Below are 21,206 nucleotides of genomic sequence, written 5' to 3' on the forward strand. Positions count from 1 at the left end.
TTACTCTTTCGCCGGCAGATAAATTTCACTGCCCCTCTCTCTAAACACCTCGCTCATCGCCGCCATCCCCTTCTCAGCGTCCATATGCGCACCCTTCGCGAAGAGCGCGCGGTTGGTGTCGGCGGTGGTTGCGGCTGTGTCCGCCACTAGAAACGTGTCCGCAGGCGCATTCTGCTTCGCTGCGAAGTCCCGCACTTCTTGCGTGATCTTCATCGAGCAGAATTTTGGGCCGCACATGCTACAGAAGTGCGCGGTCTTGGCGCCTTCTGCCGGTAACGTCTGGTCGTGGTATTGTTCGGCGGTGTCGGGGTCCAGGGATAGGTTGAACTGGTCTCTCCAGCGGAATTCGAACCTTGCGCGGCTGAGGGCGTCGTCGCGCATCTGGGCGGCGGGGTGGCCTTTGGCGAGGTCGGCGGCGTGGGCGGCTAGTTTGTAGGTTACTACGCCTACTTTCACGTCGTCGCGGTCGGGGAGGCCTAGATGCTCCTTCGGCGTGACGTAGCAGAGCATCGCGGTGCCGTACCAGCCGATCATCGCGGCGCCGATGCCGCTCGTTATGTGGTCGTAGCCGGGGGCTATGTCCGTGGTGAGTGGCCCTAGCGTGTAGAAGGGCGCTTCGCCGCAGACTTCGAGTTGCTTGTCCATGTTCTCCTTGATCTTGTGCATCGGGACGTGGCCGGGGCCTTCGATCATGACCTGGACGTCGCTCTTCCAGGCACGGTGGGTGAGTTCGCCGAGCGTGTAGAGTTCGCTGAACTGCGCTTCGTCGTTGGCGTCGGCGATGCTGCCGGGGCGCAGGCCGTCGCCTAGGCTGTAGGCGATGTCGTAGGCCTTCATGATCTCGGTGATCTCGTCGAAGCGCTCGTAGAGGAAGCTCTCCTTGTGGTGGCTGAGGCACCATTTCGCCATGATCGAGCCGCCGCGCGAGACGATCCCGGTGACGCGTTTCGCGGTCATCGGGATGTAGGCGAGGCGGACGCCGGCGTGGATCGTGAAGTAATCGACGCCTTGTTCGGCCTGCTCGATCAACGTGTCGCGGAAGATCTCCCAGGTGAGGTCTTCGGCGACGCCGCCGACCTTTTCGAGCGCCTGGTAGATGGGGACGGTGCCGATCGGGACCGGCGAGTTGCGGAGGATCCATTCGCGGGTGTCGTGGATGTTGCGGCCGGTGCTGAGGTCCATCACCGTGTCTGCGCCCCAGCGGATCGACCAGACGAGCTTGTCGACTTCGGCGGCGACGTTGCTGGCGACCGCGGAATTGCCGATGTTGGCGTTGATCTTGACCAGGAAGTTGCGGCCGATCGCCATCGGTTCGGATTCGGGGTGGTTGATGTTGTTGGGGATGATTGCGCGGCCGCGGGCGACCTCGTCGCGGACGAATTCGGGGGTTACGAAGTCGGGGATCTGTGCGCCGAAGCTTTCGCCGTCTCGTTTGTAGTCCTTGAGCATGGCGCGGCCGAGGTTTTCTCGGGTGGCGACGTATTCCATTTCGGGGGTGATGATGCCGCGGCGGGCGTAGTGCATCTGGCTGACGTTGTGGCCGGGCTTGGCGCGGAGGGGGCGCTTGATGGTGCCGGGGAATTGGGGGACGCCGCCGGAGCGGTCTGGGCCGAGCTGGCCGTTGTCTTCGGGGCGGAGTTCTCGGGCTTCGTAGGATTCTACGTCGCCTCGGGCTTCGATCCACTGGCGGCGGATTGGCGGCAAGCCGGCGTTGATGTCGATCGTGGCGCGCGGGTCTGTGTAGGGGCCGCTGGTGTCGTAGACGCGCAAGGGGGGTTCGGAGCAGCTTGGGTCGAGGACGATCTCGCGCATGGCGACGCGGACGTCTGGGCTGGAGGGGACCGCGACGTGGATTTTGCGCGAGCCTCGGATCGGGCCGGTGGTTACGCCGATGTCGGTGGTCTTTTGCGTGACGGCCATGCGCTTGCTCCTAAAGGTCTCGGAGCAAAGGCTGCGGTTCTGTGGCGACCGCTCCCTCCCTCCGCCGGTATCAACCGGATCAGGTTCAGCGGGTCGAAGGCTCCTGCCTTCCTCTCAAGCGCGGATAAAGCGCTCCCCCGGGGTGGGGCGAGCATAGGGGGCTTGGGGTGGGGTGCAACGGGAAACTTCGCCGTTCGTGGTGAGCGGGTGCGAGGCGTTTGCGCTTGCGGCTTGCCCTTCGACTTCGCTCAGGGCGAACGGAGGAGAGGGGGGAATGGGCAGCTTCTAACGATCCTCCCCCGCCAGGGGGAGGTGGCAGGCCTTAGCCTGTCGGAGGGGGAGGTAAGGGGAAACCTCTGTTGCGTGTCCTCCCCCTCCGTCGCCTACGGCGCTACCTCCCCCTGGCGGGGGAGGATTGAAGTAACGCGCACAGGAGAAAGGCCGCTGCCGCGGTGTGGGGCAACGGCCTTTCCCTTACTCCGCGCGCCGTCAGTCGTAGCAAAGCTACGCCTTGTGGCGTGCTTTGCTGCGCTGGCCGGGCTTGGGCGAGTCCTGCGCCAGGTTGGCTCAAGCCGCCCGGCGCCTAAAACCTGAAGTTCACTGTGCCGCGCAGCGAGTGCCAGCGGAACTTGTCGTCGCTGCGGCGGAAGTCGGTGCCGCTGGTGTTGGGCGCGATTAGGAAGGGGTTGTTGGCGAGCAATACCGGGCTGCCGGCAAGTGCGGTGCCAGCGGTCACGCGGACGCGGGCGTCGTCGTCATTATACTGGTGGAACATGTATTCCATGCCGATCGAGATGTTCTTGGTCAGCTTCTGCTCGATGCCGCCGCCGCCGAGGATACCCCACTGGTTCTTCGAGCCGCTGGCCGAAAACGCGTTGGCGGTGTTGGTGCTGAAGAACAGATTGTTGATCTTGGCATAGCCCGCACCGAACGTGCCGTAGAACAGCGTGGTGTTCACCGCATAACCCGCGCGACCGCGGATCGAGCCTTCCCATTTCAGCTTGCGCGCCATGGTGTAGCTGGCGGGCGTGGTCGAGAAGCCGGAGGTGCTGTCGGTGATCTCGGACTTGCCGAATTCGCCGACGACGCCGACGACGATGTTGCCGCGCTGTGCATCCATGCCGACGCGGCCGTAATAGGCCCAGCCGTCATCGTCGTTGCGACAGCCATAGGCAGCGGCGCCGGTGCGCGCGGAGCCGTTGCAGAACCCGGGCGAGAAGGCGTTGGCGCCGGTGATCGTGTTGACGCTGTCGCTGAAATTGCCGTCGCCGTTGCGGTCGAACAGGATCGACGAGCCGGTATCGTTGCCCTGGATGTCGTACCCGCCGGCTGCACCGACATAGACGCCGGAGAACGGACGGTCTTCGGTGATTTCCTGTGCGTGGGCCGGAACGGCGGAAAAGCTCGCGACGGCGAGGCCGGATAGCGCGGTAAGCTTCGTAAAGTGCTTCATGGTCATTCCCCAAACGAGGGTCGCGGCGCTCCCAATGCTCGCCGCGACCCGAGGTCTATGTTCAATCGGTGGTCGCGATCACGGATTGGCAGCGCTGGTCTTGATCACGCCGTTGACGCCGGCCGGGAAGAACCCGCCCATCGAGACGGCGGCCTTGTTCAGGTAGACGATGTTGAGCACCTGCCCGGTCGAGCGGCTGAAGGCCAAACCGTTGGCGTCCGTCGGCACGATGTTGGACATCGTCGGATCGCTGCTGGTGATGCCCTGATCGTCGTCAGCGATGACGCCGGTCGCGGCGTTCGTGACGGTGCCGTCGAGGCTGTCGCGCGCGTCGCTGATCTGGTTGGCAGCGGTGCGCAGCGACGGGATCGTCAGGCCGCGGCGATACAGCACCGTGCGGATGAGACCCGCGTGATACCCTTCCGTCGCGAGGATGCCGGCGGAGGCCTCCAGGAACGTCTTGTTCTGCAGCAGCGGTGCCGCGCCCTTGTAAGCCGAGACGCCGACATCCTCGAAGATGAACGCGCCGAGGAAGAAGCTGTTCTCGTCGGCATACGGGTTGAAGATGCCTGTCGGGCCGACAACGCCGGCCGAGCGAGCGGCGAGCGTGAAGGCACCCGGCGCTGCAGCAGTGCCGGGCGAGATGTCGATCGCAGGCTGAGCGATCGCGGCGGTGCCGAGCGCGGTGCGCAGGAACGCAACGTGCGCGACTTCGTCGATCGCGATCTCCCGCGCATATTCGCGCAGGACCGGATCCTGGAACGGCACCTGCGCGCCGCCGGTCACGGCTCCCTGCTGGCCCGTTCCGGTGAGCATGCTGGCGTTGAGGCCGACGCCAAACGTCGAAATCGCGTAGAATTGCGATTCCAGATATTCGAGGTTGAGCGCAAAGTTCAGCACGTCGGCGTCGTTCAGCGCCGCAGCGGGTGGCGGCGTCGGCGTAGGCGTCGGGGCCGGCGCGAGATCGTCATCGTCGCTACCGCACGCGGCAAGCAACGATGCACCGCCGACGGCAAGCGCGGATCCACCCGCAAAACGAAGGAAGTTGCGGCGTTCGTTACGACGGCTGGCGATCGCGTCGAAGATGTCCTGGGTATTGATATCGGTCACTTGGGTCTCTCCCCTGTGTCGAAGAATAGCGTTGGGTCGGAGCCGATCAGGCTGCAGCTACGCTCGTCTTGATGTTGCCGTTCATGCCTGCGGGGAAGAACCCGCCCGCCGATGCCGCGCCCCTGGTGAGGTAGACGATGTTCAGCACCTGGCTGGTCGACCGGCTGAACGCGAGAGCGTTGGAATCCAGCGGGGCGACGTTCGCGATCGTCACGGCGGCCTGCGTCGTGGCAAGGTTGGTCGGCGTCATCGTCATCGGCGCGACGCCCTGATCGATGTCGCTCGTGCCGTCGAGGCTGTCGCGCGCGTTCGAGATCGCTTCGGTGGCAGTACGCAGCGACGGCGTCTCGATGCCCTTGCCGTACAGCGTCGTGCGGACGATCGCGGCATGATAGGCCTCGACCGCGAGCAGGCCGGCGGCGGCCTCCAGATACGCCTTGCTGGTCAGCAGCGGGGCAGCACCCTTGTAGGCGGTGACGCCGACGTCTTCGAAGATGAACGCGCCGAGCAGGAAGTTCTCGTCGTTCGCATAGACGTCGAACGACGCGCCCGCGCCGATCAGGCCCGCGGCGCGTGCGGCGTTCGAGAAGGCGCTGGTGGCGGTCACGCTGACGTCGATCGCCGGCTGCGACACGGCGGCGGTGCCAAGGGCCGTGCGCAGGAAGTTGACGTGCGCGATCTCGTCGGCGGCGATCTCCCTGGCGTATTGCGCGACGATCGGGTCGGTGAACGCGACCTGGCGGCCGCCGAGGACGGCGCCCTGCTGACCGGTGCCGGTGAGCAGGGTGTTGGGGAGACCTGCACCGGTTGCGGCGTAGGAATAGAATTGCGCCTCGAGATATTCGAGGTTGAGGGCGAAGTTCAGGACGTCCGCGTCGGTGATGGCCTGCGCCGCCGCCGAGGAGGAGAAGGACAGCGCGGTGGCGCCGGCGGCGGTGATCGCAGCCGCGCCGAGCGCGTTCTTGAAGAAGTCACGCCGGTCGTTGCGTCGCGCTACGCGGGCATCGAGGGCTTCGATCAGGTGCGCGCTCTCGGTCACGTTAGGCTCGGTCATATCAGGGTCCTCCCCTTGTTGTTGCGGACGTCGGATTGCTTTCCGGCCATCGCGCAACAAGCGTGTTCCGACAGGCCTCGTTTAACCGAAGTTCCCGCGTAACCTGTTCTGTTACGGACATAAAAAAAGCCGTCCGCGTCGAGTAACGACTGCGGACGGCTTTTGGATGCGGGTTTCAAGACCCGCCAAAAAATAATTCGATTAGAACGTGTAGGTGAGTCCGACCGCGCCCAACAGCTGGTCCGCGTCGCCCACATCGGCCACGATCGGGCTGTCCTTGTACTTGCCGAGCATGCGACCGTAGAGCACGCCCGCACCGACACCGAAGCCGTGCCGCAGATCGCCCGACAGGCTCTGCAACACGAAGAACGAGGCGTTGACGCGACGGAAACCGCTGTCGTTGACGTCGTAGGTACGCAGGCCGCTGGCAAGCGTGCCGATCGGCGTCACCGCCGCATAGGTGCGACCAAAGCCCTTGCCCGCATAATCCGCCGACACGCCGAACGCGACGAGCGTACGGACCGACAGGGGCGTGGTGTAGTTGATCTGCGGTGTGATGACATAGCTGTCGTGCGTGCCCGAGACGTCGTGGACATACGCGACGCGTGCCGTGATCGTGTCGTAATCGCTGGTGATCACGCCGGTCTTGCCGATGCCGACATAACCGCCGACCTCGTACGCCGTGTCGATCTTGCCGAGTGCACGGACCTGGCGATTGTCGACCTTACCGGTGCGATCGGTGCGGATCGCGCCAATGACGCCCAGCTCGTAGTTGATGCCGGCCTCGCCCGTGTTCGGGATCAGGTTGACGTAGAGTTGCGTGCCGCGCGTGAAGAAGTCGTGTCCGCGGACCGTGCCGATCGCAACCGCGCCGGGAGTGAAGGAATTGCTGTCCGCGCCCTCATAGTCGGGCAGCGATGCCGCGCCGATGCCGACCGTGATGCGGTTGTTGTCCGCAGGGTTGGTGATCGGGGGCGACGGGTTGGGATCGGTCTGGGCGAAGGCCGGCGTGGCGATCGTGAGCGCCGCGGTTGCGGCAGACGTGAAGAGAGTGAATGCGCGCAAGGAAATGCTCCGGACAGAAAAGGTTCCACGGCGAAACGCGGTGAAACCGTTTTCGGTCCGTCACGATCGGTCAGAAGATGTAACGCATTTTCACCTGTTGTAATTCGGCATCACCCGCGAGCATGAACTGGGCGGCGGAAAAGTGCGGCGGACCGAAGCGGACGGCGGCATTGCGCGAGAAGCCATAGCCCTCGCGCGGGATGCCGGCGAAGGTATCGAGCTTGGAATTGCTGTTTTCGTCGTGGATCACCGCGAGCGCATAACCGCGCTGCGGCAGGCCGGGGAAACTGATGGTGTGGACGCTGGCCGGGATCGAACGCGTCAGCGCGTTGGCATCGTCGATGCAACCCGGGAAATTATCCGGATCCGCGGTGAGGCAGATCCGGATCAGGCCCTTTGCCGAGCGGAGATTGTCGACCTCTACGTCAAGCCGCGTGACCGGCGCCGCCGCTGCCAGCATCGCCCACGCGATCGCGCATGCCGCCACGAGCCGCGGCTTTGGCATGCGATTTCGTGAAGTCGCCAAGGCCCCGGTCGGTGCCGCAGAGCCGATCCCAGATTCGGAAATATAGCCCATAATTGCATCCGTATTGTTCATGATGACGCTGATGGTGGCTGGCCGTTATCAGCCATCCCCCCAATGCTCCCCGCCACATGAACCGCGGGAATATCTCCCACCCCATGTGATTGGTCACCCCCATAACCGTCATGACGGTCAGGACCAAACCAAGGGCGGCGACATTGATCGGAATCAGGAGGACCAGTAGCGGAATTATCACAGCCCCGGTGATCGCCTCGATCGGATGGAAGGCCATCGCCGCCCATGCGGTCGGCGGCCGGCTGGCGTGATGGACCGCGTGCGCGAGCTTGAACGGCCGCGGCCAGTGCATCCAGCGGTGCGTCCAGTAGAACCAGGTATCGTGCGCGAAGAGATACAGCAGCACCGAGACGGGCAGATACCAGAGCGGATAGGCGTGGACGTCGGCATAGACCTGCGTCCAGCCACGATTCTGCCAGCCCCAGGCGAGGATACCCGCGGGGACGCCGTAGATCGCCGCCGACGCGATGCTCCAGCCGATCTCGCGGCGCATCTGCGCATCGAGCCCGCGGTAGAGGCCGGGATGCCGCGCGCGCGTAGCCGCGGCGAACGCGCCCGAGACGATCAGGTAGCGGATGCCGATAATCGCGGTCATCGCCAGCGCGGAGAGGAGGATGGCGAGCCACATGAGCCGCTTATAGGGGCGTTTGCGGTGCGACGTAATGGGTGGTGCCGCGGAAATGGGCACGCTAGCCTGACGCATGGCGCGAGCGAGCAAGCTGAAAGTATACCGCACGGCGGCGGGGTTCCATGACGCCTATGTCGCCGCGCCGAGCCAGAAGGCGGCGCTGGCGGCATGGGGCAGCGACCATGACCTGTTCGCGCGCGGGATCGCCGAACTGGTGACCGATCCGGACCTGTCCGCCGAACCGCTGGCGTCGCCGGGGGTGGTGATCAAGCGATCGCGCGGCACGAGCGCGGAACAGATCGCGGCAATGCCGGTGCGTGCTCCAACGACTGCGCGCGAGGCCGATGTCGCGGACGAGGATGGGGGCGAACCGCGGCGCTCGGGAGCGAAGGCGTCCGCAGCCGCCGCGCCTAAACCCAAGCCCAAACCGAGTCGGCGTGCGCTGGAAGCCGCCGAGGAGGCATTCGAGGCGTGCGAATCCGAATTTCGCCGTACGTTGCGGGCGCTCGTCGATCGCGAGGCGGCGTTGGCGCGCGAACGACGCGAACTCGAACGATCGCGGGACAGGGCTGTGGAAAAGGCGCGGGCGGCGGTAGAGGCTGAAAAGCGACGCTACGATGATGCGTTGGCGGACTGGAAGGGCTGACGGGTTGCGGTCGCGCGGTAGTCGCAGGTCGCGGCTATGACGTCATTGCTGCTGGATCACTTGCTGCTGCCGGGTCATTCGGCGGGTCATTTCCGCTGGCGTTGTTCTGCCTTGATCCGTGCCTCGATGCTTTTGCGACCGTCCTCCATGCCCTCTGCATAGGAGGCGCACCCCTGAACCAGCATGGCCGTTTCGGTGTCCGTCCAGCCGCGCTGCCTGGCGGCGTCGTGCAACGCCTTGTCGAGATCCTTGCCGCTCAACGCACGGTTGGCCGCGCAGATATCAAGGACTTCGAGGGGAAACTCGCCACCGAACGCCGCCGAAGCCTGCGCCAATGCGATCGCTGCCATGATCATGCGGCGACGCTAGGGCGCAGCGAACGGGTCGGCCAGACGCTACCTGTCGAACGGTGGCGTATCCTCGACGGATGTGTCGGTGAAGGTCGGATTGCGGCTGTCGACGGGTGCGCGCGACACGCTGCGAAAGGCTCTATGCAGTGCGGCGAAAACTGTTAGCCTCGACATCAGAGCAGGACGACCTGCCGGACTTCGGAGAGTGATGAATGGCAAACCGCATCGAAACTGCGCCCAAGGATCATAAGCGCCTGATCTACGCGATCACCGGCGCGATCCTCGCAGTAGGGGTTCTGATGATGGCGTTCTACGATCGTGGCGGCGATTCCGCGCCGCTCGCGTCCGCGCAGAAGGCGATCGTCACCGCCCAACACTAGGACCGGCGACGCACATGCCGGGTGGGTGAGCGGTCGGCAGGACGTCGATCATTGTCGAGTCGTGGACGGCGTCGCTGCGCTGGCGGAAATCTCGTCCGCGCTCTATGCCGCAAGCATGAGCGCGACCATCATCGACGGCAAGGCCTTCGCCGCCGGCCTCCGGGCCCGTATCGCAGACGGCGTCACCGCCTTTCGAGCGGAGGCAGGCCGCGCGCCCGGCCTTGCCGTAGTGCTGGTCGGCGAGGATCCTGCGTCCAACGTGTACGTCCGGTCTAAGGGCAAGGCGACGCGCGAGGCCGGGATGGAGAGCATCGAGCATCGGCTTCCCGCCGATGTGCGGTCCGAAGAGCTGCTCGCGCTGGTCGCGGCGCTGAATGCCGATCCGACGATCGATGGCATCCTGGTCCAGTTGCCCTTGCCGAAGCATATCGACGAGCAGGCGGTCATTTCCGCGATCGATCCCGACAAGGACGTCGACGGATTCCATCCGATCAACGCGGGGCGACTCGCGACGGGCTTGGCCGGGTTCGTGCCGTGCACGCCGCTCGGCTGCGTGATGCTGTTGAAGAGCGTGCTGCCGAGTTTGAGCGGGCTCGAGGCGGTCGTCGTCGGTCGCTCGAACATCGTCGGCAAGCCGATGGCGCAACTGCTGCTCCGCGAGAGTTGTACGGTGACGGTCGTCCATAGTCGTACGCGGGACGTGCCCGCGCATGTCCGTCGCGCCGATATCGTCGTCGCGGCGGTCGGTATCCCGGAGATGATCAAGGGCGACTGGCTCAAGCCCGGCGCAACCGTCATCGACGTGGGCATCAACCGGACCGATGCAGGGCTGGTCGGCGACGTCGATTTCGCCAGCGCGGTCGAGGTCGCAGGCGCGATCACGCCAGTGCCGGGCGGCGTCGGGCCGATGACGATCGCGTGCCTGTTGCGGAACACTTTGGTCTCGGCCGGACGCCGCGAAGGCGTTGCGATCGATGAGGGCGCGCTGTGATCGAACTCTACATCTCGTCGCTGATCACCTTCTTCGTGGTCATCGATCCGCCGGGCTGCGCGCCGATCTACGCCGGGCTGTCGGCGGGCGCCTCGACGTTGCAGAAGCGCGCGATGGCGATGCGCGCGGTCGGCGTGGCAGCGGCGATCCTGTTCGTGTTCGCACTGTTCGGCGAGGCGTTGCTGAAGGGGCTGGGGATCAGCCTGGCAAGCTTCCGGATCGCCGGCGGCATCATGCTGTTCCTGATCGCGCTCGAAATGGTGTTCGAAAAGCGCACCGAACGCCGAGAGGATCGCGCTGCCAAGGTGGCGAACGATCCCGAGGTCGAGGACGTCTCGATCTTCCCGATGGCGATGCCGATGATCGCAGGACCCGGTTCGATCGCGTCGGTGATGCTGTTGATGAGCCGCAACAGCGGGCTCGAGCGCTCGGCCGTGGTGCTGGCCGCGATGGTGACGATCCTGCTGCTGACACTGGTCGCGCTGCTCGCGGCGGGGCCGATCATGCGGATCCTGGGTGCGAAGATCGAGGCGGTGATCACGCGGTTGCTCGGCGTGCTGCTGGCCGCGCTGGCGGTGCAGTTCGTGCTCGACGGGTTGTCGGTGGTGCTGCGCTAGTCGGTTCTCCCACGGGAGCGGGAGCCCAGGATCACAAGGGGTAGCGTTTGGAACCCTGGGCTACTGCGTTCGCAGGAGAACCTAGTCCACCTTGAACAACCGCAGCGGCGATTTCGCGGGCAGCGGTAGCGGGGTCAGCCATGCCGGCACCTCGTTCGTCGCCAGCTCGGCATAGAACCCCTTCGGGCTGCGCGCCTTGTAGTTGGTCGATTCGGCCGCGTTGGGGCAGAGCAGGAGCATCGTCGCGCCGTGCCGCTTGATGATCGCGTGCGCCTGATCCGCCGTGCCGCCGAACGCGTGCTGGACGTCGAGGATCGCATCGCCGTTGCGGTGATACGGCCCGGCAATCGCGTCGTGATGCGTGATCGTGATCAGCCGGGGGCCCATGTCGACGAAGGTGAACACGGTCTGCGCCGGGTATGTGTTCAGCGCGAGCAGCACGGTGGTCCGCAGGCAGTTGCCGGTCGCCGAATTGACGCGCTTCTCATAGGGCTTCGGCCGGTCGATCGGGAGGTACTTGATCACCATCCCGGCGAACAGCCCGGAGACGACCAGGAACGCACCGACCGTCCCCAGCACGCGAACGGCAATCGATCGGTTGCCGAGCAGACGCGGCAGGATCAGCCAGCCCAGCGCGGTCGCACCGGGAATCGCCAGCATCTGCGCGGCGGGCCCTGCGCGGACCTGCCACAACAGCATCGCGCAGGCGAACGCGGTGAACAGCGCGACGGCGGTCCAGCCGACGGCACGCGCATCGCGACGTGCCCGCCACGCGGCGAAGATCGCGCCGATCAGGCCGATGATCGGCAGCGATGCCATTGCAAAACCGACCCGGAAGCTGTGCTTGTAGATCGGCTTTGCCTCGCGGACATTGTCCAGCCAGTTGCGTTGCAGCTCGGGCGAGATGCCCTCGGGCCGTCCAAGGCACTGCGGGAAGACGAGGGCAAAGCCGGCGACGATCGCCGCACCGGCCGCGACCGCCAGCGCCAGCCGCATACCGCGCGAGGCCGGGCCGAACCGCGCGAGCAGGAACAGCAGCATCCCCGCCGCGATCATCACGCTCAGCCATACCGGGGTCAGCGCATCGCAGCGCATCGCCTGGTTGGCGTTCGACGCGAACAGCGCGAACCCGAGCGTGCTGCCGCCGCCGAGCGTCAGCGCGTAGATCGACAGGCGCTCGGCCTCCGACCGGTCCCACACCCAGCGCAAGGCGATGATCGCGCCTGCCATCGCCGCGTAGGGCAACAGTTCGAGGCCGATCGACAGCGACACCGCGCTCGCGATGCCGACCATCGCGCCACCGCGACGACCGTTCGGATCGCAGAGGCCAGCGACCGTCAGGCTCAGCATCGCCAGCTGCCAGCCGTGATGATCGATCCGCTCGGGCATGAACATCAGCATCGTGCCGACCGCGCCGACGAGGAACACGATCGCCAGCGGCCATGCATAGGGGCTGATCAATCGCCGCACGGTCGCGCCGATGCCCAGCATCGCGATCGACAGCGGCAGCAGCGGCGCGATACCGCACGCGAGCCGCTCGGCCCAGCTGTTGCTGGTGAACAGGCGGAAGAACAGGATCAGCCCGGCGATCGGCAGGTCGACGATGCGGCTCCAGTGGATGTCGAAACCGACCGGCGGGTTGAGCCGGTAGTTGCGCAGATCGTACCAGCCCTGCCCGTCGAGCAACGCGCGGACCTGCATCAGGCGCATGTTGTCGTCGGTATCGCCGAGCGACAGCCAGCGGATTTGCCCCCAGCGATCGAAGATCGACCAAGCCGCCACCGCCACCCAGGCGAGCAGCGTCAGCGCGATCCAATGCCGATCGAGTTCGTCGAGCAGCGTGTTCCGCAGCGTCGACTGCTCGGGGGGGGGTGCCTGATCCAAAACGCTTTCCTCCAGCCCGCACGCACACTAGATGCGCGGGCTTGTCTTCGCGGTTGCTCTATCGCGGCGCGGGTAAAGAACAAGGCGGGCATGCAGGCGATTTGGCGACACATGGAGCAGATGCGGGCGAGCGGCGTGCTCGGCCAGCTCGTGCGCTTCGGCATCGCCGGCGGTATTTCCAGCGTCGTGTATTCGCTCGTCTACCTGCCGCTGACGGCGTATGTCTTCCCGCCCCGCCAGGCGGTGGCGGCGGTGCCGTTCGCGTTCGCGGTCGCGGTGGTCGTCGGGTTCTTCCTGCACAGCCGCTGGAGCTTCAAGGGCCATGCGAAGGAACCGGGCGCTGGCCGGCATGTGAAGTTCGTGATCGTCCAGGGCTCGGGGCTGGCGCTCAACGCGGTTATTACGTGGATCGGGACGGCACTGCTCCATCTGCATCCGTGGGTTCCGCTGGTCCCCGCCGTTTTCCTCGCCGCGATCGTGACGTTCGTGCTCAACCGTTTCTGGGTTTTCAACTGATGCTTCCAACGAATTGGGCGAACTACTGATGGACCGCATCGTCTACGACCGGATGGCCGCCCACGATTCCACCCACTGGTGGTACCGCGCGCGCCGCGACATCCTGGCCGATTACCTGACCCGCTACGGCGCGTTGCCGAAGGATGCGAAGATCCTCGAGATCGGTTGCGGCACCGGGCATAATCTCCCGATGCTGGCCGAGTTCGGCGAGATCGACGCGATCGAGATCGATCCGGCGGCGCGCGAGATCGCCAGCGAGCGGCTCGGCAAGCCGGTCGGCGCGGCGCCCTTGCCCGAGCTGCCGGGCGTACCGCGTGGCCATTACGACCTGATCGCGGTGCTGGACGTGGTCGAGCATATCCAGGACGACGTCGCTGCGTTGAAGGCGATGGCGGATTGCCTTGCGCCCGGCGGCAAGATCCTGATCGCGGTGCCGGCGCATGCGTGGCTGTGGAGCGCGCACGACGTGGTGAACCATCACCATCGGCGGTATTCGAAGGCGACGTTGCAGGCGGCGATCGAGACGGCCGGGTTGAAGCCGGAAAAGCTCGGCTATTTCAACTCGCTGCTGTTCCCGCTGGCGGCGGCGGCGCGGATCGCAGGACGGATGACCGGGCGCGACGACAGCGACGATTCACCGCCGCCGAAGCTGGTGAATGCGCTGTTCGAGAAGATTTTCCGGCTGGAGCGGCATCTGGTCGGCCGCGTGCCGATGACGCCGGGCGTTTCGATCGTGACGCTGGCGGTGCCGCGGTAAAATAGGCTCGGGCCCTGTCACGCCCCTTTGTCCGTTCGTCCTGAGCGAAGTCGAAGGACAGGTCACGCGCGCAGGTGCTTCGACTTCGCTCAGCACGAACGGAGGGGGGCGCTGGGGCGCACCTCCAACCACCACCCGGGCGAAGGGCCGGGCTCAATTGGAAAGATCGCAGTAACAAAGCGCAGGCCCCAGTTGGCGACGTCCCCCACTGGGCCCCGGCCTCCGCCGGGGTGGTGCGAGAGTTCGGATGAGCGGTGTTCGTCAGTCGGTGCGGATTGGAAGGAACGCTTCAGGCAGCCGCACCACGTCCACCGGTTCCGCGCGAAACCCGAGCGTCGCCTTGCCCTGGATCGGCCCTGCCACGTCAGCCACGATATACAGCGGCCGACGCTTGGACTCGACGTACAGCCGCCCGAGATACTCGCCGATCATCCCCAGCACGAACATCTGCACAGCACCCAGGAACACCGTGACGAGCATCGTCGAGGTCCAGCCCTGCACGGCACTCCCCGATAGCCAGCCGATCGCGATATAGACGAACAGCAGCAGCGACACGCCGGTGAGCGCGAGTCCAGCGTGGCTGGCGAAACGCAGCGGGGCGGTGGAGAAGCCGGTGACGGCGTCGAACGCGAGGCGAATCATCTTCGCCAGCGGGTAGTTCGTCTCGCCGGCCAGCCGCTCCGCGCGGTCATACGGGAAGGGGACCTGCTTGAAGCCGATCCAGGCGACCATGCCGCGGATGAAGCGGGCTTGCTCGGGGAGCGACAGGAATGCGTCGAGCGCGCGCCGGCTCATCAGGCGGAAATCGCCGGTGTCGAGCGGGATCGGCGTATCCGTCATCCGCGTCAGCATGCGGTAGAACGCGGCGGCGGTCGCCTTCTTGAACACGGTTTCGCCGGCGCGCTGGCGGCGTACCGCGTAGACGACGTCGGCTTGGCTAGCCGCCATCGCCGCGCGCATATCGGACAGCAGTTCGGGTGGGTCCTGAAGATCGGCGTCGATGATCAGGATCTGCTCGCCGGCGCACAGGTCCAAGCCGGCGGTGAGTGCCAACTGGTGGCCGTGGTTGCGCGACAGGTTGATCGCGACCAGCCGCGGATCGGCGGCGGCGAGGCGTTGCATCACGGGCCAGCTGTCGTCGCGGGAGCCGTCGTTGATCAGGACGATCTCGTAATCGTCGCCGACCGCGACCTTTGCCGCGCCGGAAATGCGCGCGTGCAGGATGTCGAGGCATGCCGCCTCGTTGTAGCAGGGGACGACGATCGAAAGGGCCGGGATCGAAAGGGCCGGGATCGAAAGGGATGGACGGTTCATCTCCCCCGTCTAGCGTCCGCCGCGCCCGCCGTCATCGACAGATGTTTCTACACCCGCTCCACGGTATGCACCGCATCCGCCGCGCGCAGGCCAGCCATCAGCCGCATGAGTTGTTGCACGTCGTGCACCTCGACATCGATCTCGTTGGTGTGGAAGCTCTTGTCGCGCGTATCGAGCCGCAGGTTGATGATGTTCGCCTTGTGCCCGCCGATGATCGTCGAGACGATGCCGAGCGAACCCGGCTCGTTCTTCACCATCACCGATATGCGTGCGACGGCGCCCTCGGTCTCGTCGCCCCATGCCACGTCGACCCAGTCGGTCTCGTTTTCCGATCGCTCGGCGAGCTCGGCCAGGACCTTGCAGTCGATCGCGTGGACCTCGATCCCGGCATCGGGCCGACGCAACCCGACGATCCGATCGCCCGGTACCGGATGGCAGCACGTCGCCAGGTCGTAGGCGACGCCGGGGGTGAGGCCCTTGATCGAGATCGCGCTCGATTGCGGCGCGAGCGCATGCGTGACGTCCGCGCCCGCCGAGCCGGGCATCAGTGCTTCCATCACCGCGGCATCGGACAGGGTTCGCCGCGCGATCGCGACCATCAGCGAAGAATCGTCGGGCAGCTTCAAGCGCTTCAGGGCATGCGACAGCGCATCCGTCCCGATCTGCGCGGGCAGGCGGGTGACGATATCCTCGTACAAGGTCTGGCCAAGTGCGATCTGCTCGACGCGCTCCTTCTGGCGGAGGTGACGGCGGATCGCGGCGAGCGCCTTGCCGGTCGTCGCGACGTTGAGCCATTGCGGCTGCGGCGACTGGCCCTTTGAGCGCAGGATCTGCACTTGGTCGCCATTCTCGATCACCGTCGACAGCGGCACGACCCGGCCGTTGATCTTTGCGCCGACTGCCTGGTCGCCGAGATCGGTGTGCACCGCATAGGCGAAGTCGATCGAGGTCGCGCCCTTCGGAAGCTGGATCAACTCGCCCTTCGGCGTGAACGCGAAGATGCGATCGGTGTACATCGCCATGCGCGTGTGTTCGAGCAGCTCTTCCGGGCTCTCGGCGGTATCGAGGATCTCGACGAGGTCACGGATCCAGCTGACCTGCCGGTCGCTGCCGTTGATCTGCTGCTTGTAGGCCCAGTGCGCGGCGAGCCCGAACTCGGCCTGTGCATGCATGTCGGCGGTGCGGATCTGGATCTCGATCCGCGCGCTGTCGGCATGGATCACCGAGGTGTGCAGCGACCTGTAGCCGTTGCGCTTGGGCGTCGAGATATAATCCTTGAACCGGCCCGGCACCATCGGCCAGCGCTGGTGGATGATGCCGAGCGTGCGGTAGCAATCCTCCTCGGTCGGAACGATCGCGCGGAACGCCATCACGTCCGAGAGCTGCTCGAAGCTGATGTGCCGCTCCGACATCTTGCGGAAGATCGAATAGGGATGCTTCTCGCGCCCCGAAATCTCCGCCTCGACGCCGGCGCGGGCGAGCACCGATTTCAACCCCGACGCGATTTTCTCGATGCGGTCGCCGTCGCCCTGCTTGAGCTGTTCGAGGCGGCGATTGATCGATTCGGAGGCTTCGGGCTCGAGCTGTTCGAACGCCAGCGACTGCATCTCGCGCATGAACTCGTACATGCCGATCCGCTCGGCGAGCGGCGCGTAGATGTCCATCGTCTCCTTGGCGATGCGACGGCGCTTCTCGGGCTTGGCGATGTGGTGAAGCGTGCGCATGTTGTGGAGGCGGTCGGCGAGCTTCACCAGCAACACGCGGATGTCGTCGGACATCGCGAGGAGGAATTTGCGGAGGTTCTCCGCGGCGCGTTCGTTTTCGGTCTGTGCTTCGATCTTCGACAGCTTCGTCACGCCGTCGACGAGGCGCGCGACTGACGGACCGAACAGCCGCTCGATCTCCTCGGGCGTGGCGACGGTATCCTCGATCGTGTCGTGCAGGATCGCGGTGGCGATCGTCTCCGCGTCGAGATGCAGGTCGGTGAGGATGCCCGCCACCTCGATCGGATGGCTGAAATACGGATCGCCGCTCGCGCGCTTTTGCGACCCGTGCGCCTGCATCGAGAAGACATAGGCGCGGTTCAGCATCGCCTCGTCGGCGTCGGGATCGTAGTCGAGGACGCGATCGACCAGTTCATATTGGCGCAACACAGCCCCTTGATGGGGCCGGGCCGCGCCCTTTTGCAACAAAATCCTCGTTATTTCGCGTGGTTGTTGCACGCGGCCAGCGCTTCGGCGTCATAGGCCTTGCCCGCGACCGTGAAACTGGCGAGCGGCCCGGCGCGCTTGGCGACGGCGGCGCAGAGGATCACGTCGCGTTGTGGCGCCTTGCTCGCGACGAACGCCGCATTCTCCCAGCGCCACGGCGTACCGTTGGTGATGAGCCGCGTGGAGGCGGGCGCCGCGGCGGGGACGGCGATGTAATAATTGACCAGGGTCTGGGCCGATGTCGGTGTCGCGACCAGTGCGACGAACCCCGTCGCCAGAGCGGGGACGGCGGTCAGAAGGGCGCGGGTGATGCGAGACATCGGTCGACTCCTAAAAGGTTTCTAATTGCTACCTATCGAGATGCGTTTTCAGTTGCAACTGAAAACCGACTGCCATTCCCTTCCGGCGTTTCGCTCCGGCATTTTATGCGGTACCGTTGCTGTCCAATAAGGATGACGCCGTGGGAAAATTGCGTGAACCCCTGCTCGAATGCAGTCTGCCCGCCGCGCTGGAGGCGATGGGCGAGCGCTGGTCGTTCCTGATCCTGCGGGCCTCGTTCAACGGCCTGCACCATTTCGAGGAGTTCCAGTCGGAACTGGGAATTGCGCGCAATATCCTCGCAAACCGGCTGGCGCGGCTGGTCGAGCATGGGATTCTCGAGCGGCAGCCTATCCCGGAGGATCGGCGCAAGATCGCCTACGGCCTGACCGACAAGGGCTTCGCGCTGCTCCCGACGATGATCGCGCTGCGGCAATGGGGCGAGCGGTGGGAGACGTGCGTGCCGGCTTTCCCGATCCTGGTCGACGCGCGCGATCGGCGGCCGTTGCAGCCGGTGTCGGTGCGGTCGCATGATGGACGCGTGCTGAGTAAGGGGGATTTGATATGGGCCCTGCCCGGGGATGTGGCCGAGGATGGCGTGGCGGCTGAGGCGGCGGAGTAACCTCTGGCGGTCCATCCTTCCTTGTTCTCCCGCGAAGGCGGGAGCCCAGTCTGGACCCCCGCCTTCGCGGGGGAACACGCTAGCTTCGGATTATTGAGTAGGTAGCGCGTTGAGCACCACGCGGACCCCATCCGGCAGGGGCACCGGCCGCCCGGTTTCCAGATCGACGTGCACGCTGACCATCGTGATTACCGTGTGCAATTCCCCCGTCTCCGCATGCGCGAGTTCGAAGCGCTTCGTCAGGCTGGTCGTGCCGAGTTTCTCGATCCGCACGAACGCCTCGACCGTGTCGCCCAACCGGAACGGCTTGAGGTAATCGATCTCCGTCCGGCGGACGTTGAACTCGGTGGTCGGCCAGATCTCCGGCAGCGCGTCCGCGATCCCGGTCCATTCCCAGAACTCGGTGACTGCGACATCGGCATATTCGAGATAGCGCGAGTTGAAGACGATGCGCTGGCCGTCGATCTCGGCGTAGCGCACGCGGAAGCGGGTGGAGAAGGCGAAGCCCGGCCTCATGTCAGAAGATCAGCTTCACGCCGACCAGCGCCAGCACGGTCGCGAGCACAGGGACCAGCACGCGGTCGGAGACACGCGTCGCGATCAAGCTGCCGACGATGATCCCGGGGATCGAACCGATCAGCAGCGACACGAGCAGGTCGACGTCGACCGAACCGAGGATCCAGTGGCCGATCCCGCCGAGCAATGTCAGCGGTACGGCGTGCGCGATGTCCGAGCCGACCAGTCGGTTGATCGGCAGCGTGGGGTAAAGAATGAGCAGCGCGGTCATGCCGAGCGCGCCAGCCCCGACCGACGTCAGCGAGACCAGCACACCCAAAACCGCGCCGAGCAGGATCGTCAGCATCGCCTGGCGCTCGCCGCCGACCGTGCCGATCCGCGGGGTCAGCCACACGACGATCCGTGCGCGCAGGAACGTCGCGACCGCCGACAGGATCAGCGTGACGCCGAGCACGACGGTGATCGTATGCCCCGTATCGCGCGACCTTTCGCCGAGATGGTTGAGCACCAGTAACGTCGCGATCGCCGCAGGGACGCTGCCGGTGGCAAGCCGCCGCACCACGCGCCAGTCGACCGTCCCGCGCCAGCCATGCACCGTCGTCCCGACCGTCTTGGTCGCCGAAGCGTACAGCAGGTCGGTGCCGACCGCGGTGGCGGGGTGGAAGCCGAAGACGAGCACCAGCAGCGGCGTCATCAGCGACCCGCCGCCGACACCCGTCAGCCCGACGATGAGGCCGACGAGCACGCCGGCCACCGAATATAACGGATTGATATCCACTAAGCGGTCAGCCGGCGCCACGCGCGGGCGTGTTCACGCCCATCGACTGGAGGTATTTCTTCACGTTGCGCGCCGCCTGGCGGAGCCGCTGTTCGTTCTCGACCATTGCGATCCTCACATAGCCCTCGCCGTTTTCGCCGTAGCCCACCCCTGGGGCGACCGCGACGTGCGCGTGAGTCAGCAATTGTTTGGTGAACTCAAGGCTACCTAAATGCGCGAGCGCGGGCGGCAAAGGCGCCCACGCGAACATGCTCGCACGGGGGCTCGGGATATCCCAGCCGGCACGTCCGAAGCTCTCGACCATGACGTCGCGACGCTTGTGATAGAGCTGGCGGTTGCGCTCGACGATGTCCTGCGGGCCGTTGAGTGCGGCGCAGGCGGCGGCCTGGATCGGCGTGAATGCGCCGTAATCGAGGTACGATTTCACCCGGCTCATTGCCGCGATCAACGTCTTGTTGCCGACCGCGAAGCCGATCCGCCAGCCGGCCATCGAATAGGTCTTGCTGAGCGAGGTGAACTCGATCGCGATGTCCTTGGCGCCGGGCACCTGGAGGATCGAGGGGGTCGGATTGCCGTCGTAATACAGCTCGGAATAGGCGAGGTCGGAGATGATCCAGACGTGGTTCTCCTTCGCCCATGCGACGAGCCGCTCGTAGAAAGCGAGATCGACCGCCTCGGCCGTCGGGTTCGACGGATAATTGACGACCAGGATCGACGGGCGCGGGACGGTGAACGCCATCGCGCGTTCGAGGCTCTCGAAATACGCCTCGTCGGGGGTGGTCGGCACCGCGCGGATCGTCGCGCCGGCGATGATGAAGCCGAACGTGTGGATCGGATAGGACGGGTTGGGCGCAAGCACGACGTCGCCGGGCGCGGTGATCGCGGTGGCCAGACTCGCGAGCCCTTCCTTCGAGCCCATCGTCACGACGACCTCGGTCTCGGGATCGACGTCGACGCCGAAGCGGCGGCCGTAATAATTTGCCTGGGCCTTGCGGAGGCCGGGAATGCCCTTCGACTGCGAATAGCCGTGCGCGCCGGGTTTGCGTGCGACTTCGACGAGCTTCTCGATGACGTGCTCGGGGGGCGGCAGATCGGGATTGCCCATGCCGAGATCGATGATGTCCTCCCCGCCCGCGCGCGCCGCCGCCCGCATCGCGTTCACTTCGGCGATGACGTAAGGTGGCAAGCGTTTGATGCGGTAGAAGTCTTCGGACATGATCAGCCTCAAGCTGGAGGAGCGGGTGCTGTACCGCAGGTGAGAGGGGGCGTCATCCGCCTCATTCGTCGTCCGGGCGAAAGCCGGGGTATTCTGGTTCGCTTCAGGTCGATCCTCCCCCGCGAGGGGGAGGTGGCACCGAAGGTGACGGAGGGGGAGGCAGGCGCCGCCTCTGCTCCGTGTCCTCCCCCTCCGTCTGGCAAGGGCCAGCCACCTCCCCCTGGCGGGGGAGGATCGTCAGGTCCCGACGCCGATACTGTTAA

Annotated in this window: 22 protein-coding genes and 1 riboswitch; of the genes, 7 read left to right on the top strand and 15 right to left on the bottom strand. The window is 65.6% G+C overall.

Annotation, left to right across the window (positions count from 1 at the left end; translation table 11 throughout):
• From thiC to AC1MLZ_RS12480, 7 genes are all read right to left on the bottom strand, one after another.
• Positions 1-1,920 (bottom strand): phosphomethylpyrimidine synthase ThiC, encoded by a 1,920-nt coding sequence (thiC, locus tag AC1MLZ_RS12450; protein ID WP_480958743.1) that lies wholly within the window; start codon positions 1,918-1,920, stop codon positions 1-3.
• 39 nt (positions 1,921-1,959) lie between these two features.
• A riboswitch (TPP riboswitch) is annotated at positions 1,960-2,070 on the bottom strand.
• 433 nt (positions 2,071-2,503) lie between these two features.
• Complete coding sequence (locus tag AC1MLZ_RS12455) at positions 2,504-3,373, bottom strand: outer membrane protein (RefSeq protein WP_480958744.1); 870 nt, start codon at positions 3,371-3,373, stop codon at positions 2,504-2,506.
• 78 nt (positions 3,374-3,451) lie between these two features.
• Positions 3,452-4,483, bottom strand: coding sequence for a ferritin-like domain-containing protein (locus AC1MLZ_RS12460; protein WP_480958745.1), 1,032 nt, complete (start codon positions 4,481-4,483; stop codon positions 3,452-3,454).
• Positions 4,484-4,529: 46 nt separating this feature from the next.
• Positions 4,530-5,537 (bottom strand): ferritin-like domain-containing protein, encoded by a 1,008-nt coding sequence (locus tag AC1MLZ_RS12465; protein ID WP_480958746.1) that lies wholly within the window; start codon positions 5,535-5,537, stop codon positions 4,530-4,532.
• A gap of 201 nt (positions 5,538-5,738) precedes the next feature.
• On the bottom strand, positions 5,739-6,602 hold the full coding sequence (locus tag AC1MLZ_RS12470) for a MipA/OmpV family protein (RefSeq protein ID WP_480958747.1): 864 nt from the start codon (positions 6,600-6,602) through the stop codon (positions 5,739-5,741).
• Between the two features lie 70 nt (positions 6,603-6,672).
• Positions 6,673-7,062: a DUF2141 domain-containing protein gene (locus AC1MLZ_RS12475; RefSeq protein ID WP_480958748.1), complete on the bottom strand. Its 390-nt coding sequence runs from the start codon at positions 7,060-7,062 to the stop codon at positions 6,673-6,675.
• Positions 7,028-7,828 (bottom strand): sterol desaturase family protein, encoded by an 801-nt coding sequence (locus AC1MLZ_RS12480; RefSeq protein WP_480961541.1) that lies wholly within the window; start codon positions 7,826-7,828, stop codon positions 7,028-7,030. The genes AC1MLZ_RS12475 and AC1MLZ_RS12480 overlap by 35 nt, the downstream gene beginning before the upstream one ends.
• A 73-nt stretch (positions 7,829-7,901) precedes the next feature.
• On the opposite strand from AC1MLZ_RS12480, the gene AC1MLZ_RS12485 reads away from it, so the two are divergent.
• Positions 7,902-8,474 (top strand): hypothetical protein, encoded by a 573-nt coding sequence (locus AC1MLZ_RS12485; RefSeq protein WP_480958749.1) that lies wholly within the window; start codon positions 7,902-7,904, stop codon positions 8,472-8,474.
• 86 nt (positions 8,475-8,560) lie between these two features.
• On the opposite strand, the gene AC1MLZ_RS12490 is transcribed toward AC1MLZ_RS12485, so the two are convergent.
• Positions 8,561-8,824, bottom strand: a complete 264-nt coding sequence (locus AC1MLZ_RS12490; protein WP_480958750.1) for a hypothetical protein — start codon at positions 8,822-8,824, stop codon at positions 8,561-8,563.
• Positions 8,825-9,036: 212 nt separating this feature from the next.
• Between AC1MLZ_RS12490 and AC1MLZ_RS12495 the strand changes: the two genes are divergently transcribed.
• The 3 genes from AC1MLZ_RS12495 (at position 9,037) to AC1MLZ_RS12505 (ending at position 10,812) form a co-directional block, all read left to right on the top strand.
• On the top strand, positions 9,037-9,204 hold the full coding sequence (locus AC1MLZ_RS12495; protein WP_480958751.1) for a hypothetical protein: 168 nt from the start codon (positions 9,037-9,039) through the stop codon (positions 9,202-9,204).
• Positions 9,205-9,319: 115 nt separating this feature from the next.
• Positions 9,320-10,195, top strand: coding sequence for a bifunctional methylenetetrahydrofolate dehydrogenase/methenyltetrahydrofolate cyclohydrolase FolD (folD, locus tag AC1MLZ_RS12500; RefSeq protein WP_480961542.1), 876 nt, complete (start codon positions 9,320-9,322; stop codon positions 10,193-10,195).
• Positions 10,192-10,812 carry a MarC family protein gene (locus AC1MLZ_RS12505; protein WP_480958752.1) on the top strand — a complete coding sequence of 207 codons (621 nt, stop codon included), beginning with the start codon at positions 10,192-10,194 and terminating at the stop codon, positions 10,810-10,812. Before folD ends, AC1MLZ_RS12505 begins: the two co-directional genes overlap by 4 nt.
• 81 nt (positions 10,813-10,893) lie before the next feature.
• On the opposite strand, the gene AC1MLZ_RS12510 is transcribed toward AC1MLZ_RS12505, so the two are convergent.
• The gene (locus tag AC1MLZ_RS12510) at positions 10,894-12,696 is read right to left on the bottom strand and encodes an AcrB/AcrD/AcrF family protein (RefSeq protein ID WP_480958753.1); all 1,803 of its coding nucleotides are present in this window, start codon (positions 12,694-12,696) and stop codon (positions 10,894-10,896) included.
• A 90-nt stretch (positions 12,697-12,786) separates the two neighbouring features.
• Between AC1MLZ_RS12510 and AC1MLZ_RS12515 the strand changes: the two genes are divergently transcribed.
• Positions 12,787-13,212 (top strand): GtrA family protein, encoded by a 426-nt coding sequence (locus AC1MLZ_RS12515; protein ID WP_480958754.1) that lies wholly within the window; start codon positions 12,787-12,789, stop codon positions 13,210-13,212.
• Between the two features lie 28 nt (positions 13,213-13,240).
• A complete protein-coding gene (locus tag AC1MLZ_RS12520) occupies positions 13,241-13,969 on the top strand; it encodes a class I SAM-dependent methyltransferase (RefSeq protein WP_480958755.1) in 729 nt (242 codons plus the stop codon).
• A 261-nt stretch (positions 13,970-14,230) separates the two neighbouring features.
• Here AC1MLZ_RS12520 and AC1MLZ_RS12525 read toward each other — a convergent pair whose 3' ends face one another.
• From AC1MLZ_RS12525 to AC1MLZ_RS12535, 3 genes are read right to left on the bottom strand one after another with little or no spacing between them, the layout of a single operon-like run.
• Positions 14,231-15,283, bottom strand: a complete 1,053-nt coding sequence (locus tag AC1MLZ_RS12525; RefSeq protein ID WP_480958756.1) for a glycosyltransferase family 2 protein — start codon at positions 15,281-15,283, stop codon at positions 14,231-14,233.
• A gap of 47 nt (positions 15,284-15,330) precedes the next feature.
• Positions 15,331-17,436, bottom strand: a complete 2,106-nt coding sequence (locus AC1MLZ_RS12530) for a RelA/SpoT family protein (protein ID WP_480958757.1) — start codon at positions 17,434-17,436, stop codon at positions 15,331-15,333.
• A 47-nt stretch (positions 17,437-17,483) separates the two neighbouring features.
• The gene (locus AC1MLZ_RS12535; protein WP_480958758.1) at positions 17,484-17,813 is read right to left on the bottom strand and encodes a CC_3452 family protein; all 330 of its coding nucleotides are present in this window, start codon (positions 17,811-17,813) and stop codon (positions 17,484-17,486) included.
• A gap of 197 nt (positions 17,814-18,010) precedes the next feature.
• Here AC1MLZ_RS12535 and AC1MLZ_RS12540 point away from each other — a divergent pair, with 197 nt between their 5' ends.
• Positions 18,011-18,433 (top strand): winged helix-turn-helix transcriptional regulator, encoded by a 423-nt coding sequence (locus tag AC1MLZ_RS12540; protein ID WP_480961543.1) that lies wholly within the window; start codon positions 18,011-18,013, stop codon positions 18,431-18,433.
• Positions 18,434-18,523: 90 nt separating this feature from the next.
• Here the strand turns inward: AC1MLZ_RS12540 and AC1MLZ_RS12545 are convergent, their stop codons facing one another.
• The 3 genes from AC1MLZ_RS12545 to AC1MLZ_RS12555 are packed head-to-tail and all read right to left on the bottom strand — an operon-like array spanning position 18,524 to position 20,943.
• Positions 18,524-18,949 (bottom strand): acyl-CoA thioesterase, encoded by a 426-nt coding sequence (locus AC1MLZ_RS12545; RefSeq protein WP_480958759.1) that lies wholly within the window; start codon positions 18,947-18,949, stop codon positions 18,524-18,526.
• Between the two features lies 1 nt (position 18,950).
• Positions 18,951-19,727: a sulfite exporter TauE/SafE family protein gene (locus AC1MLZ_RS12550; RefSeq protein WP_480958760.1), complete on the bottom strand. Its 777-nt coding sequence runs from the start codon at positions 19,725-19,727 to the stop codon at positions 18,951-18,953.
• A 7-nt stretch (positions 19,728-19,734) separates the two neighbouring features.
• A complete protein-coding gene (locus AC1MLZ_RS12555) occupies positions 19,735-20,943 on the bottom strand; it encodes an LL-diaminopimelate aminotransferase (protein ID WP_480958761.1) in 1,209 nt (402 codons plus the stop codon).
• Positions 20,944-21,206: the final 263 nt, after the last annotated feature.

Source organism: Sphingomonas sp. PEI4, from assembly GCF_056679955.1.